This is a genomic window from Mycolicibacterium canariasense (genome assembly GCF_002101555.1).
In the GTDB taxonomy this organism is placed as follows: domain Bacteria; phylum Actinomycetota; class Actinomycetes; order Mycobacteriales; family Mycobacteriaceae; genus Mycobacterium; species Mycobacterium canariasense.
Genome location: NZ_LQOL01000042.1, coordinates 61110 through 76195 on the forward strand (window position 1 = coordinate 61110; position 15086 = coordinate 76195).

Here is a 15086-nt window from a genome sequence, read left to right on the forward strand (position 1 = left end):
ATCAACGCTCTTATAGCAAACAAGTATCGCGCATTCTTTGGCCCGTTTTGACCGCCGACGGCATGCCGCCAGGTGAGCAGCTTCATCCCCGAACTGGACCTTGTTTTTACGCTCTACCAGCTACTTTGCGAAGGTACGGGGTCGCCGAACGAAGTCCGCCCAAAGTTTTTACATGATGGTTAATATTTATCGGTGCACGCGCCGCCGAAGCCCGTTACGATCCTGCTGAACTGCGCAAACAATGGGGGATTAGCGATAATGGATGCCAGATGTCGCACTGGGCTCCGTGTTACCCCTTCCGCGTACACCAGCAAATACTTTCCCAATACCAGATGCGTGGACTCACGGATTGCGGGCAGCGACTCCCGTTATCGGAAGCATCCGCGCGAACCATTGCTCGAATTGACGACGACGTCAGTCAAATCCCCAGTCCGGGGTCGCGTTTTCGCAGATTCTGCGGAGACAAGATTGTTTGCTGATTTCGAACGGACGTGCAAGTGACGGATATAGCCGACGCCATAACGAACGCCAACTCCTCCGGAAAAGCCTTGCCGGGTGACATCGCGGTTACGAATCTGACTGCAGGAACGGCCGCGTTGGCCGACGCGGGCTGGAAACACATCGCCGACCCGACAACCTCACCGCCCGCCCACATGGCCACCTCGGCCCGCACCGGGACAATCGATAAGACGGCATCCGGCCGACCGCTCTTGAGCCGCATTCGTGGATACATGGTCGTTCCGGTCATCGACTGCGCCATGATTCTGGCGCCACTGGCGTGGCGGCCCCCTCAAGTGCTTTCGATGCTGGCACTGGCGGTTCTGGGAGTCCTGCTCCTCACCGGCGGAACCAAGTACACCGCACCACTGCACCTGAGCGTTCTGGACGACCTGCCTACGCTGCTCACCCGGCTGCTTGCCGCCACCGCTGTTGTTGCCACCGCGATCTTGTACACACATCAGAGAATCGCCGTTCTGACCTTCCTCGAGACAGCGGCACAGGCTATCGCGCTGCTTGTGTTTGGTCGCGTCATCACGACACGGCTCATCGCTGCGAGCCGCCGACACGGCCTGACACGACACCACACCGTGCTCATCGGCGGCGGCCCGGCTGCCGCCGAACTGGCTCGGACCCTCCGCGAGCACCCCGAGTACGGACTGAAGGTCGAGGGCTATGTCGACGACTGCGACATCTGCCCGGCCGAGCAATACCTGCCACGACTCGGCCGGCTCGCCGATCTCGACATGGCCGTCGTGACATCCGGCGCGGACACGCTCCTGATCGCCGATGGCGCCTTCGGGGAACGCGCGCTGATGACAGCGGTACGCACCAAAGAATGTCTGACGGCCGAGCTGCTGATCGTTCCGCGGATGCACCACTTCCACACTCAGACCGGGATGGCGGACCAGATCGGCTCCATCCCGATCATGCGGATCCGCAATCCCAATCTGCAGGGAGCGACGCGGGTGATCAAGCGCATGTTCGACATCATCGTCTCGTCGGTTGCACTCATCGCGCTGATGCCGGTGCTGGCGGCGGCCGCGATCGCCGTGCGAATCGAAGGCGGACCAGGCGTGATCTTCCGGCAGGTTCGAGTAGGTCGCGGGGGCAGGCACTTCGAACTGCTGAAGTTTCGTTCCTTGCGACCGGCCAATGACATTGAGTCCCAGACGCAATGGAATGTGGCTTCCGACAACCGCGTTGGCCCGGTGGGGCGCTTTCTGCGCAGCACCTCCATCGACGAACTACCACAACTGTGGAACATCTTCCGGGGTGATATGACCATCGTCGGGCCCCGACCCGAGCGCCCGCACTTCGTGAAACAGTTCTCCAGCGAGGTCGACCGGTACGCCCACCGCCATCGGGTACAGGTAGGTCTGACCGGGTTCGCTCAAGTGAGCGGGCTCAAAGGGAATACCTCGATCCTCGACCGCGCCCGGTACGACAACTTCTACATCGAGAACTGGTCGCTCTGGCTCGACATCAAGATCATCATTCGGACGTTCCGCGCGGTGGTCTTGTACCGCGAGCGGCCCGGCCGATAGGAGACCACGTCACCGTCTGGCTTCCTGCAGGCGGCACCTCTGGCCTTGGGGATAGGTGAGCCGCCCCACCATAGGGTGGCCACACCAGCTGTTGAGTAGCCTGACCACCATGCCGAACGCGTCAATCCTGACCCTCCTGCAGGAACGCGCCAGCGCGACCCCAGACGCCGCGGCCTTCACTTACACCGACTACGACCTAGACCCTGCCGGTGTCTCAACGACACTGACCTGGGCGGAGGTACACCGGCGCACGGTCAATGCCGCGCTGGAATTCGAACAGTACGGCGCACCGGGCGACCGGGCGCTGATCATCGCACCGCAAGGACTGGACTACATCGTGGCATTTCTGGGCGCGATGCAGGCCGGATACATTGCCGTCCCGCTGTCGGTACCGGTCCCCGGCTCGCACGACGAGAGGGTCAGTGCCGTGGTGGCTGACACATCGCCGGTGGTGGTGCTGACCACCTCCGCCGTCGCGCACGTCGCCACCCGGTACGTGGATGACGGTGCCGCCATGATCGCGGTGGTCTCGGTAGACGCGCTGGATCTCGACCGCCCGGCTCCTAGCGGATCAACACCCGCGGCCGGCCCGGAAACGGCCTACCTTCAATACACCTCGGGATCCACCCGGCTACCGGCCGGCGTCATGATTAGCCACCGCAACCTCGTGGCGAACTTCGAACAGTTGATGGCGGATTACTTCGTCGAGTACGGGGGCGTGCTGCCACCGGGCGCCGAACTGGTTTCGTGGCTGCCGTTCTACCATGACATGGGTTTGATGCTGGGGATTGCGGCACCCATCCTGTCCGGACACACAGCCGACCTGATGAGCCCATTGGCGTTCCTCGCCGACCCGATGCGTTGGCTACAGGCCATGTCCCGACCGGTCTACGCGTGGTCAGCGGCGCCCAACTTCGCATTCGACCTTGCCGCGCGGCGCGCGTCGGCCGCGGACATGGCAGATCTCGATCTCAGTGGAGTCCTCGGCATCATCAACGGCGCCGAGCGCATCCACCCGCCGACCCTGGTGAAGTTCAACGAACGCTTCAGCGGCACCGGCTTTCGACCGGAGATGGTGGTGCCCTCCTACGGTTTGGCGGAGGCAACCGTCTTTGTCGCCAGCAGCAATAGTGGCCGCGCCCCCGAGGCTGTCGAGTTCGACGCCGAGCAGCTGAATCACGGTGTCGCGGTTCGACGCCCAGGCGGCTCCCCGCTCATGAGATACGGGATCCCCACCTCACCGCTGGTGCGGATCGTCGATGCCGACACGTGCAAGCTCAGCCCAGAAGGCGTCGTCGGCGAAATCTGGACCCACGGGGAAAACGTATCCGCCGGTTACTGGCGCAAACCCGAACAGACAGGTTCCGCCTTCGGTGCCACGCTCGCAGACGCGCCTGAGGGGATCCCCGCCACCGGCTGGCTGCGCACGGGAGACCAAGGCTTCATCTCCGACGGCGACCTGTTCATCGTGGGACGCATCAAGGACATGCTGATCGTACGGGGCCGTAACTACTATCCCGAAGACATCGAGGCCACGGTCCAGCAGGTCACCCGTGGTCGGGTGGCGGCCATTGCGGTGCCTGATGAACAGACCGAGAAGCTTGTCACCGTGATCGAAATGAAGAAACTCGGCGATGCCGACGATCTGACAGTGGTGAAAAGCGAAGTAGTCGCCGCGATCTCACGTGCACATGGGCTGCACGTCGCGGACGTCGTCCTGGTGGCACCCGGTTCGATCCCGACCACCACGAGCGGCAAGATCCGGCGGTCGGCATGCGTCGAGCAGCACCGACAGGGGCAATTCGTCCGGCTTGATGCCTAAGGTCGGGCCTGGACGTGGCTCGGCAGAGCCGGCTTCGACGCTTCCTCGGTTGCTGTCGCGGGGAACGTCAGCGCGTAGATCGCTCCCATGACCAACATGAGAAGCCCATACAGCGGATCCGATAAAAGGCCCCAGCCGGTAAACGTGCTGATCAAGAAGGGAACGAAGAAGGCAGTCGCGGCCACGGCTGGTGCCCGGCCACTGCCGCCCTCTTTGCGCAACCGGAATCCGCGAGCGAAAGTCCAGAGCACCGGCAGCCATAGGGCGATTGCGCCGACAATCCCCAGCTCTGCTGCCGAAATCAGGAACGCATTGTGCACGGGCACGCCGGAGGCAGTGAGCGCGTCGGACAGCCCGATGACACTGACGTAGCTGTTGGGTCCGACCCCGACCCAGGGATGCTCCATGACAGCTTGCAAGCCGATCTCTTGCAGGATGCCGCGGCCGCCGCCGGTCGGGTCTTCCGAGAATCTCTTCTGAAGCACCGGGTAGCTCGCGACCAGACCTAAGACGGCGATGCCCACCGCACCGAATCTTCGCCCTCGGGGTGCTCTCTGTCCGAAGGCGAAGAGCGCCCAGCCCAGGAGCAAGGCAATCGCACCCAGAATCTGTGCCCGACTGCCCGCAGCAATACAGATGCCCATAACGAGTGTGAAAAGCAGCGCGGTCCGGCCGCTTCGCCACGACGCCATGCTGTCGCGAAGCCCGAGGATGAGGACGAAGATTATCAACGTGGCGTTGGCGAGTTGTCCTGGATGATTGAGAAGTCCGTTGTATCGCCCCTCGAGCAACGCAAGCTCCTGCGCGCTCATCGGATTGATGTCGAAGCCGAGCGCTTGGCCGACAACCACCAGCGCCTGGATCGCAAGCAAGCCCGTCAGATACATCGCAGCACGCTCGCGCACGCGCGGGTCAGCGCGGATGGCGTACGCGCAGGATGCGCCCACCAACCATGCACCGAATCCCACGCCCAAATGCGCCAGGCCGGCATCGTGCTCATCAGACCGGCCCCAGGAAAGCCAGGTGCCGACCAACAGCCAGATCGCAGCCGGGGCAAGCAGCACGCCCCCCGGAGCCCGCAGTCTTCCGGCGACATTGATCAGCAAGGCGGTGGCAACCGCGACCATCACCGACGTCACACCGACGGACGACGACGCGATGTCGACATGCTTGTACACGTCACCCAGGTACACGATGTAGGCCGGTGCGAGGTAGCACGTTGCAGCGATGAAGACCAGGGTCATCGCCGAACTCTCCTCGGAAGTTCGCTGTAAGCCACGCACGATCAAGAGCGCGAACACCACCGCTAGTACATAGACGACGGTCATGACATCACGCGCCTTGGTCCTTCGAGTGCAGCACCCGCCACCTTCTATCCATCACTTCACGAGGTGAGTAGACGCGCGATCCGCGCCGCGCTTCTGGACTTGTGCTTTGCGCAATATGTCGCGAATCCTTCCCAGTAGATCTTGGACTTGCCGACGCCGCGCGTCGAAGTGCTTTCATAGTGCAGGGCCTCGACGTCGCGTAGAACGAGATTGCGAAAACCTCTAGCCCGTACGCGATGTGCCAGATCGACATCCTCGTAGTACAGAAAGTAGTCCTCATCGAATCCCCCAACCGCGGTGAACAATTCGGACCGGATCGCAAAACAGAACCCCGAGACCCAATCGACCTCGAGTTCGACTCCTTCCACCAGGCTGTCCGCTAGCGTGTTCCGCCGTCCCAGGATCCTGCCACCGCCGGCGATGATCTTGTTTCGCAGTCCAACCGGCAATAGATCATCCAATCGTGTCGCGGCGGCAACTTCTTTCAGCACTGACGGCCACGGACCGCCGGCAAATCCCACGCGCCCATCGGGATACCGCATTCTCGGCGCTACCATACCCGCATCGTCCGCGCCGACCCGAGTAATGAGCCGGTCCACCACATCGGGTGTGACAACGCAATCCGGATTGACAACGATGAGGCTGACGTCATCATCTGCAAGCACTGCGAGTGCCCCTGCGACTGCGCGATTGACTCCGCCGCCGAATCCGTGGTTCGTACCGTCCGACAGGACGGTGACCCTGCCGCCGCCGACCTTCTCGATCTCCGCCCGCGTTGCCGCGTCCGGTGAGTTGTCCCAGACGAATACTCGCAGACCAGGAACTGTGAGCAAAGCGGCCAAGCACTCGCCGATCACAGCCTCAGAGCGGTAACCCACCACGATCGCCACCGGAACACTCATCGCCGTGCGAAGCCATATGTCGTAGGTGGACCGGCGGCCGCCCGGCAAATCCGCATACGTACACGGACGAGTCCAACAGTCCCAAATGCCAAATTTGTCAAGATTCCCTTCGCTCCAACCGCATTCGGACCAGATATTCTGAATCCCGGTTCACTCGAAGGACAGGGAAATGGAGCGCCGATACGACGCCGCGAGGCCACGGTTCCGCGATCGAATGCCGTTCCAACCCACTGCGTGAGCGGCCGAGATTGCGCCCCGCTCATGCCTTTCCCTCATCGCAATATCGACTCGTCGCCTGCTTGACAGTCAGTTCGCCGAAGACCCTGGCGTATTCCTGAGCGTATGAGTTCCACGAATGGTTTCGCACGACGAAGTTTCGACCCGCCGCTCCGACCGCGCGCGCCAACGACGGATCGGAGAGTATCTGCGTCACCGCAGCCGCCATCTGCTCGGGTTCATCCGCAACAAGCGCCTCTTTGCCCCAGTCAAGGCCCACCAGGCCGCGCGCTGCGCGGGAATTCAGCACGGTCGGCGCACCCGCGGCGAACGAATGCAACGTTTTGAGTAAGACGCCGGCCTCGACCATCGAGGGTGCGAGCACCACGTCGGCGCGCCCGAACTCGCCCAGGTAGTCGTCCGTCGACCCGACGACGTCGACACCGGGAAGACACCCGAGCTCTCGCACCGTGTTCCTCGGCCGCGCACCAACGATCCGCAGGACGGCGTCGGGATGCGCCCGACGAATGTGCGGTAGCACCTCACGTGCGAGATACTCTGCGGCAAGAGCGTTTGCGGGACGCCACATGGCGCCCGCGAACAACACAACGGGCGTTTGTCGTTCCACCCGCGACCAGGCCGGCGCATCCACCGACACTCCGATCCTTGCCGAGGAACAGGACTTGGCCGCGTGAGACACGTCCTGTCGATCGCTGTCAGAGAGGGTGAAAACATGCGCTGCCCGGCGCACGGCCGCCCGCTCCCAGAAGCCGTACCGTGTCAACTCCACACGGTTGAAAGCGCCGCGAGGGGTGTACCAAGGTGCCCGGATCGACTGCGCGTAGGCGCGTGTCGCCAGATCGTGCATTGTGATGGTCACAGGAATATCTCGAATGGCGAGCGCAGCCTCGGCAGGCTGGATGTACTCGATATGAACGACATCGGGCTCGATCTGTTCCACGATGCGCAGCACTTCACGGGTAGAACGTCTACTCCAGGATTCGCGGAAGTGATAGGGGTAGAGCCCGGCCGCAGTGGCCGTGCTCCTGCACACTGGGGACGCAGCGTGATAAGTCACCCCGGTGACGACAGAGCACTGGGTTGCCGCGCTGTCGATGGGCGCGTAAACGTGTAAGTCGACAAGCTTGCCGAGTTCACGGACCATCGGGGCCATGTAATCGGCTGCAGCGTGGTCGTGATCCACGAGCGGGGAGAACGGCGAAAGAAGGAGAACCTTGGTCACGGTCGGCCCGCCCGTGAACACCGGCGACGGAAGACGCCGCGTGATTGCGCACTAACCACACTCATCTGACCCCCGACAGCAGACAGGCCGACCGCTCAAGACCCGATCTGAGCGCGGCAGCCGCCCGCTGCCTCGCCTCTGAATCCTGCTCGATCTGGTCCAGCAGCACCTTTGGCGCAGAGGCGATCTGGCGGGTACCGACCCAACTTGGATCCGACCGCACACTTGCGAAGTAGTCCGCATACTTGAATTCTGGCTCACCAGAGAGCGCGGTCCCCTCGAATCGGAGCAGCGCGGCCGGCACGCCGAGGGCGTCGGCCACGATCAAGCCGTGCAGGCTCGACGAATAGACGATCCCGGCCTCGGCTATGCCACGCACCACCCTGATCGGGTGCTCACTCGGGACGATCACCCGGCATCCGTCTGACGCCAGTGCCTTCAAGTCCGCCCGCGACTGCGGATTCGCCCACACACGATAGTGCGGGACGATCACCGGATGGGTTCCGCGCCGCAGCGCGAGCCCCTCGACCAACGCAGGCGCGAGCAGACCGGGGTCACCGAGAGTGGTACTTTCCGGAAGACCGAGTGCATCCCGCGTCTTGGGCCCACGGACCGCGACAAAGCTCGCGACCGACCCCAGCACGGCATCGCGTATTTCGGGTGTAGGGCTCGTGCGTAGCCCCGACCCCCACACCACCGAGCTTGTCCGCTTGCGCGCCCACATGTACAGGTCAAGGACAGATCCGATACCGGTGAGCTCGGCGGAGTCCAGGGGAGCCCAGGTGACGTCGTAGCCTAACGATCGAAAGATCAATGGTGACATCTCATCACCAAAGTTCGACAGAAGCCTTCCTCCGCGAGCGTGGAGACGGGCCCACGTCGAGGCGTGGGACCGCAACTCCACCCACGCGGCACGCACATCTCTTCGGGGAGACCACCAGAACAGTTTCACGCGGGATCGCCCTGCTCAACACCGTTGAACGGTCGGTTCAAGGGCGTAGTTCCTGCCGCACACCGGCAAGCGCGCCTCCCGTACCGAACCTCGTAGACGTTCACCCAACTGTGAACAGGCGCAGTCACATACACCCCGTGCACCCGCCAGGCACGACTCGAGGAACTGCGCAACAACCGATACTGCAGAAGCCGAGACGTTCAGCGTTTCGCCTGGCCAGGTTCCGTATGGAGAAAACCTTCAATGATCCTCCTGGATCGGATGCGCGACGCTCACCGCGGCAAGCGAAGCGACGGGGAATGATTGACCATCGATTCGACCTTCATCCGCATCTGCGACCCGTCTCATTCGACAATATTTCCGCGTGGTTACTGCGTTTACACCAACTGTCCTGTCGGCAACGCATGGAAAGGCCGACAAGACCCCTCCGGTAAGCGACTCGACGGTGCCATGTATCGCGGTAGTTCCGAGGTGGAGAGTAGCCCGGTTTCGACGGGTGCGAAAGTTGTGGCGCCCGCTCACCGTCCTGGTCGACATCTAGGCGGACGAGTTCCACCCGAACACACACAACGGATTTCACCGATCCCAGCACATGTTGGAGCCGAGTGCACCCGTTTCCCATTCTGGGGAATTCATCCGCAGCGCAGATCGTAGCTATTCTTCCAAGGGCTTCCCGCTGATGCCGATCAGGATGATCACTCTCAAGCAATTCGCGATCGACCCGAATAGCCAATAAGGTAATGCGCAGTAGCCGTTGTTCTCTCATCGATATGACGTCACGCCTTCACTACCAACTGCCCGCGATGTGCCATGCGGGCTGCGCGACCGGATGAAAGGGTCCGAGAATTGGCGAAGGTACTCCTGATCTCGTTTTCGACGTTGCCCACGATGCAGAAGTACCTATACACCGCGAGCGCCGAGCTCGCTTTCCTCGGTCATGACGTGTGGACCGTCGGCTCTACCAACGTGCGAAGCGGGGACGCCTTGGGGCCACGCAACGTCACGGTGGACACGCCACCGACACCACGGCCGTCCGTCAGTTCCTTCTGGTCATCCAAGAAGTCCCTCGACACCGTGCGTGCGCTGATTCAACGGGTGCGGCCCGACGTCATCCACTTCGTGAACAAACACGTTTGGAACTACCTACTGTTGCGACAAGTGCGACGCAAGGGCATCCAGACCAAATGGGTGCACACGTTCCACGATCCGATCGGGCACGAGGGAGACTCGGTCCGGCAAGGCGTGGTGGCGTACCACAAGGTCATACAGCGTCACCTCGATGCAATCGTCGTCCATTCCGAGACCGCACGGTCCCAGACCCTTCGGGCGTTACGGCCCCACTGCCTCATCGCCCTTTCCCCTCTGGGTCTCAAGCGATGGAAAGACTACGAGGCCGCCGATGCCCGCGCTTCGAAGCGTGCCTTGGCGTTCGGCCGACTGAACTTCTACAAGGGCTGCGCGATGTATCCCAAGATCTTCGACGAGATCCATCGGCTCGATCCGACGATCGAGATCACGGTCGCCGGCCAACCATCCAAGGATGTGCCGAAAGAACTCATCGCTCAGATCGCCGCATGCCCCAATGTCCGCCTCGACGCCCATTTCATCGAGGAGGACGCCGTGGAGCGATATTTTCGTGAGTCCTCGATTGTGCTCACGCCGTACACATCGATGACTCAGTCCGGCGTGATCCTTGACGCCTACTCACACTCACGTCCGGTCCTTGCCTTTCACATCGAAGAGATGCGTGAGTTCTTGCCACACGGGGCGTACACGGTAGAGCCTTTCGACACACAGGAATATGCTCGGACCCTCGTCGGTCTGCTGAACGACCCGGATTCATGCGCCCGCGCCGGACGAGACTCCTGGGAGTTCGGAAGAAGACAGTTCTCACCATCGTCGATGGCGGCCGGATTTGCCTCGGTGTACGACTCCCTCATCAGCGGGTCGACCGGTATTCCCGCGCGGGCCGACTAGCAGCTTGGACTCTGTGGTTAAACCGGGTATCAACGCCGTTGCCCGCGTGCCGGCCCCGCCCGTCTCACCCGTGCCACGGCTCGGCCGGTGACATCGGCCAACAGTTTGCGGGTCACTCCGCTCACCAGCAGCAAAGGCACGTATAGGCAACTGGCGAGTGCACATCCACCGACCAGGGTGGCCACTGTCGACTGCAGATCCACGTAACTATCGGCCACCCGCACGGCTCCACCGGCAGCGAAGCCACAGAACAGGACGTGCAGGCCGGTGCGCAGGAACATCCAGGCCGGCATGCCGGCACATCGTTTGAGCCACCAGAGACTGATGAACCAGGACAGCGCCAGACCTGTCGTAAAACCCCACGCGACACCCTGAACCCCGGCGACCGATCCGGTGAGGATACAGGCGACGAGCATCGGCTTGGTGACGAGGCTGAAGTAGAACAGCTGCTTCGCATTCCCCGAAGCAAGAAACCCCCAATACGAGATGTAGCTGAGCACCTGCGCAGCACCGCCGATCGAGAGGATCGCCAACAACGGCGCCGATTGGCCCCATTTTGGTCCGAGGACGAGGTGCACCAGAGGTTCGGCAAGCGCTGCTGTGAATGTGAAAACGTAAATGAGACCCGCTGACAAGACGACCTGCGCCTTCCATAGTAGCGGGTAGAAATCGTTGCCCTCGTGATGTTTTCGTGACAGTAGCGGCAGAGCGACGTTGGTAAGGGGGGCCAAGAGTTGATTCGCCGGCACGGAGAATATCTGGAAAGCCCGGTTGTACAGACCGAGCGGACCAGCCCCCCACCGAACACCGATCAGATAGCTGTCCGTGTTCGACGCTACATAGTTGATCAGTTGCGAAGCACCCGAGTGCGCACCGAAGAGGTAGAGCGCCTTCATTCCCGGCTCGCGACGCGGAGGCCCCGGCCGCCAGCGGGTGACGATCATCCGAAGGATCAGCAGTGAGCCATACGCGCCGAGCATCTGGATGACGAGCGACCAGTAGCTCGCCCCGGCGACGGCGGCGCCGATTCCGGCGGCGAGTCCGATCACCTGGGATGCCGTGTCGGTGACGGTCAGCGCGACGAAACGGAAATCCCGCGCGAGCCGAACTTGGAACTGGGCTTGCAGCGCGTTGATCGTGAAGGCGAACGCAACGAACGGTGCAATTTCCCGCAGCACGGGTTCGCCGTACATCCGCGCGACCGCAGGCGCCGCCAACGTCAGCGTCGCTGTCATCACCATCCCGACAAGCACATTGGTCCAGAACAGGTTGCTCGCCTGACCGTGACTCAGCTTGGACGTTTGGATCGCGGCCTGACTGAGTCCGAAGTCACGGAGTAGCTCGCCCAACATCACGAAGACGGCCAACATCGCTATCAGACCGATCTCGTACGGGCTCAACAGGCGCGAGAAGGCAACCAGACCGATCAGCTGCACAAATGCCTTAATGAGCTGGCCCGCGATCGTAACGGCGCCGGCCCTTGTCGCGGACGTAGAACGAACCTCGTCAGTGGGTCGTGACATCCAGATCGGCCCGTCGCTAGTCGAACTCGCGGAGCAGGCCGGTCAGAATCGCGCGCTGCCCGGTGCTGACAGAAAGCGGGCTACCGCTCTGCGCGAACCCGCTGTTGTCCCACACCCCGAACTTGTCGGTATCCGCGGCGCCTTGATCCGCAAGCCCCCACACGATCGACCCCAACACACTGGGAAGATTGTGTAGATCCCTCCCACTGACGATGCGGCCCGTCTGTTGGGCGGGCGTCAAGGATTGTGGAGTGCCGAACTCGCCCACCAGGATCGGCTTCCCCAGACCGGATAAGCCCGCGATTCGTGCGACGTCGACATTCTCCAGATAGATGTGAATGTCGATGAAATCGGATCCGCCGTTCGCCGTCCACGCTTGATACGGGATCGAGCTCTGGTCGGCCCAGAAATCGTCGGCATTGTCGAAGCCGTCCGACGAACTGGACGTCGTGAGGGGAACATTCGGGGCGACCGACCTGATGGCGCTATACAAGTCGAGCACGTTGCTCACCGTCAGGCCGTCATCCTTGCCGGAACCTTCTTGGAACACATCGAAACCGACGACATTCGGGTACGCAGCCAGTGCCTTCGCCACTGCCGTGACCGCACCGACGCGGTCGGGGTTCGTGTAGTCGAACTTCGTACCGTCCCAGAATGCCCACTTCTCACACAGTGCCGGGTACAGCATCATTCCGAGCGATTCGGTGTATTCCGCGAGCTGCCGCCATCTGGCGATGTACTGCTCCAGGGTGATTGCCGGATAGTTGTCCCCGGCGGGCAGGAAGATGATGCCCGGATTGCCGATGAGCCGTACGGTGTTCATGCCCAATAGCCGGGCACGGTCGATCTGCGGGCGTATCCAATCGTCCCAGTCCCATTCGGAGAACAGACCACCCCACGATGCCCCGTCCGGCTTGACGACGATGTTGCCTCCCCTGATCTTGATACCGGGGATGAGGGTGGGAAGGCCGGCAGCCGCCGGAACTGAGGCGACGCGAGCGGCGGCAGCGGCGTTACCAGGCCGCACCGACTCCCCGCGAAGCGTCGTGGTCTCTGCATGCCAGAACGGCCGGCCATCAGCACCCGTGCCGTCGAGCACGCCGCCTCGGCTGACGCCGTCGGGCACCACGCGGCTCGCTACCGAACCAAGGGCGGCAGTCGGCGACGACGCATCCTGAGCTGTGGCACGCTGCTCGAGAGAGCAACCCGCGACCAGAACAAGGACCATTACCACCAGCGCCCCGGCACGTCGCATGCCCAGCTCACCACTCTTCTTCACCAACGCACGCCCCGGGCCGTATCCATGATGTGAGCCTCGGTCAGGTCCTTGGTGTGACTTGAAGGTTGATATAGAGCCCCGGGTTACTTCCCCCTGTGAATTGCGGATCGAGCAATACGCGGACCCGCCTGGGGTGATTGCGAATGGTCCGTTTCACCGTCACCGGCAGGATCGAGGCTTCGTTCGCGACCACCGGCGCTGGCAGATTCGGGCCGTGCCAAGGCACACCCTCGGCGATGTCAGAGACGAAATTCTCCTCGGCAAGGTCATACCAGCGATTCTTGGTGTATTGGAAGCCATCCATGTTGTCGAGGCAATACTGGAATCTCACACCGAGCGACCACGCCGACGGCTCACCAACCACCGATTCGACGCCGAGCACCCACGTCAGCGTCTCCGCCCATCCGAAATCCATGGGATGCCCCGGCTGCGCCAGGCTGATCCGGCCCTTCGCCGACGCCGGTCGGACCGGCCCCTGGCCGAGTCCGTCCGTCGACGAAGACGACACGAGTATCTGGGTCTTGGATAACCGCAACATCAGCCCGCCTCCTCATTGACGCTGGCGACAGCCTGGTCGACGACGATGAACGATTCTCCAGAGCCGGGCGGTCCAGGATAGGCGGCCACGCCGAAGTTCAGCCCACCCGCGAACGAGGCCATTGCGCCACCGCGCTGGGGGTTGTGGTTAGCGCTACCGCCGCCCGAGTTGGTCAAGTCGAACGTTCGGCTGTTCACCTGACAGGAGTGGTAACCGCCCGCGCCGTCATTGGCATCCAAATCGACTGTGAGACTGAGCCAGTCGAAGTTGAACTTGTTCTCGTTGTCACCGGCCACGAGGTCAGCGCCGGTATAGACGTCTTGCCACTTCTGATCGTTGTCGGAAATAGACAGCTTGCGCGACTCCCCTGTCGCCTTACGGCTGATCTGGAGCCTGAAGAAGGACCGCCGCGAGTTGTCCCACGCCTGCGTATCGATCATCAGCGAGAACCCACCCAGCGAAGCCGTGGACTCGTCCGACCCGTGAGCGATATAGCAGGAGAACGTGACCAGCCGGGCGTCGTAGTAGCGAGACAGGTTTTTGAAGGCGGACGCAGTCGCCGGCGCCCAACCATCTGCGTAGCCCTCGTCCGGTGCAGCGGAACAGCCGATCATCAGCGCATGGCTGCCGGAGAACACCGGGTACGAGGTGAGCGAAAGCGCAGTCGCAGGCCCCCGTCCGTTGTAATGGTCACGCCAGCCGTTGAAGCCGTCGTCAAACGTGTCGTGGAAGAGAAGCGTGCCGCGCAGCGGATTCCGCTGCGGCGCCCGGGCCGTTTCGATGAATGACTCCTCGGCATTCTGCGAGACGGCAGATCCGTCACGCGAGCACGAACTCAAGGCCATGCTCGCACCCGCTGTCGCAACCGCCGCGCCGGCAGCGCCCAGGACCGACCTGCGCGACATGTCCCAACTCATTTCGCGATTGCTTTCACTGTGCAGTCCTTTTCATCGGCTTCGGTTGACTGATGGAAAGTGCGGTGTCCGACATCGACCTCGACGATGGTGTATCGATCATCCCGAACCGACGACGTTTCGCAACCGCGGCGCGCAGTATTGTTTTCCGTTTGTATAGCTGGGCAGGGCTGGACGTGCCGCACCAGTCGGTGGGAAGGCCAACATGCCACGGTTACTCGATTCTCGGCGTGAAAGGTTCGCGTCGGTCGGATAGTACCGGGCTATCAGCCGTTGCGTTCCTGTGAAAATTCAACGTCTCTAACCGATTTGGGAAGACGTGCGCCCACACACCATCCAGACGCGAA

The 15086-nt window shown here is 62.3% G+C and carries 12 protein-coding genes; 4 read left to right on the plus strand and 8 right to left on the minus strand.

Translation table 11 applies throughout. The features are described from left to right. Positions 1–497: 497 nt before the first annotated feature. On the plus strand, positions 498–2045 hold the full coding sequence (locus tag AWB94_RS09675; protein ID WP_234811678.1) for a sugar transferase: 1548 nt from the start codon (positions 498–500) through the stop codon (positions 2043–2045). Between the two features lie 109 nt (positions 2046–2154). Further along, entirely contained in the window at positions 2155–3867 is a 1713-nt protein-coding gene (locus tag AWB94_RS09680) for an AMP-binding protein (protein ID WP_062655096.1), read from the plus strand. On the opposite strand, the gene AWB94_RS09685 is transcribed toward AWB94_RS09680, so the two are convergent. The 4 genes from AWB94_RS09685 to AWB94_RS09700 form a co-directional block, all read right to left on the minus strand. Beyond that, positions 3864–5195, minus strand: a complete 1332-nt coding sequence (locus tag AWB94_RS09685) for an O-antigen ligase family protein (RefSeq protein ID WP_062655097.1) — start codon at positions 5193–5195, stop codon at positions 3864–3866. The two genes, AWB94_RS09680 and AWB94_RS09685, sit on opposite strands and share 4 nt — an antisense overlap. A gap of 56 nt (positions 5196–5251) precedes the next feature. Then, positions 5252–6085 (minus strand): glycosyltransferase family 2 protein, encoded by an 834-nt coding sequence (locus AWB94_RS09690; protein WP_165605267.1) that lies wholly within the window; start codon positions 6083–6085, stop codon positions 5252–5254. Between the two features lie 271 nt (positions 6086–6356). Continuing rightward, the gene (locus AWB94_RS09695) at positions 6357–7556 is read right to left on the minus strand and encodes a glycosyltransferase family 4 protein (protein ID WP_131805201.1); all 1200 of its coding nucleotides are present in this window, start codon (positions 7554–7556) and stop codon (positions 6357–6359) included. A 61-nt stretch (positions 7557–7617) separates the two neighbouring features. Then, the gene (locus AWB94_RS09700; RefSeq protein ID WP_062655100.1) at positions 7618–8379 is read right to left on the minus strand and encodes a polysaccharide pyruvyl transferase family protein; all 762 of its coding nucleotides are present in this window, start codon (positions 8377–8379) and stop codon (positions 7618–7620) included. Positions 8380–9354: 975 nt separating this feature from the next. Here AWB94_RS09700 and AWB94_RS09705 point away from each other — a divergent pair. After that, positions 9355–10485, plus strand: a complete 1131-nt coding sequence (locus tag AWB94_RS09705; protein WP_165605437.1) for a glycosyltransferase family 4 protein — start codon at positions 9355–9357, stop codon at positions 10483–10485. 29 nt (positions 10486–10514) lie between these two features. Here AWB94_RS09705 and AWB94_RS09710 read toward each other — a convergent pair whose 3' ends face one another. Genes AWB94_RS09710 through AWB94_RS09725 form a run of 4 tightly spaced genes read right to left on the minus strand, consistent with a single transcriptional unit; the run spans position 10515 to position 14670 of the window. Beyond that, a complete protein-coding gene (locus tag AWB94_RS09710) occupies positions 10515–12008 on the minus strand; it encodes a lipopolysaccharide biosynthesis protein (RefSeq protein WP_084395556.1) in 1494 nt (497 codons plus the stop codon). Positions 12009–12024: 16 nt separating this feature from the next. After that, positions 12025–13287 (minus strand): glycoside hydrolase 5 family protein, encoded by a 1263-nt coding sequence (locus AWB94_RS09715; RefSeq protein WP_131805461.1) that lies wholly within the window; start codon positions 13285–13287, stop codon positions 12025–12027. A gap of 40 nt (positions 13288–13327) precedes the next feature. Next, complete coding sequence (locus AWB94_RS09720) at positions 13328–13825, minus strand: hypothetical protein (protein WP_062660287.1); 498 nt, start codon at positions 13823–13825, stop codon at positions 13328–13330. Continuing rightward, positions 13825–14670 (minus strand): hypothetical protein, encoded by an 846-nt coding sequence (locus AWB94_RS09725; RefSeq protein ID WP_131805462.1) that lies wholly within the window; start codon positions 14668–14670, stop codon positions 13825–13827. Before AWB94_RS09725 ends, AWB94_RS09720 begins: the two co-directional genes overlap by 1 nt. A 134-nt stretch (positions 14671–14804) precedes the next feature. On the opposite strand from AWB94_RS09725, the gene AWB94_RS34595 reads away from it, so the two are divergent. Continuing rightward, positions 14805–15026 carry a hypothetical protein gene (locus AWB94_RS34595; protein WP_131805463.1) on the plus strand — a complete coding sequence of 74 codons (222 nt, stop codon included), beginning with the start codon at positions 14805–14807 and terminating at the stop codon, positions 15024–15026. Positions 15027–15086 lie beyond the last annotated feature (60 nt).

Coding starts and splice junctions, on each gene's coding strand:
- AWB94_RS09680 (WP_062655096.1), top strand. CDS start 2,155: ATGCCGAACGCGTCAATCCTGACCCTCCTGCAGGAACGCGCCAGCGCG.
- AWB94_RS09685 (WP_062655097.1), bottom strand. CDS start 5,195: ATGACCGTCGTCTATGTACTAGCGGTGGTGTTCGCGCTCTTGATCGTG.
- AWB94_RS09700 (WP_062655100.1), bottom strand. CDS start 8,379: ATGTCACCATTGATCTTTCGATCGTTAGGCTACGACGTCACCTGGGCT.
- AWB94_RS09710 (WP_084395556.1), bottom strand. CDS start 12,008: ATGTCACGACCCACTGACGAGGTTCGTTCTACGTCCGCGACAAGGGCC.
- AWB94_RS09720 (WP_062660287.1), bottom strand. CDS start 13,825: ATGTTGCGGTTATCCAAGACCCAGATACTCGTGTCGTCTTCGTCGACG.
- AWB94_RS09725 (WP_131805462.1), bottom strand. CDS start 14,670: ATGGCCTTGAGTTCGTGCTCGCGTGACGGATCTGCCGTCTCGCAGAAT.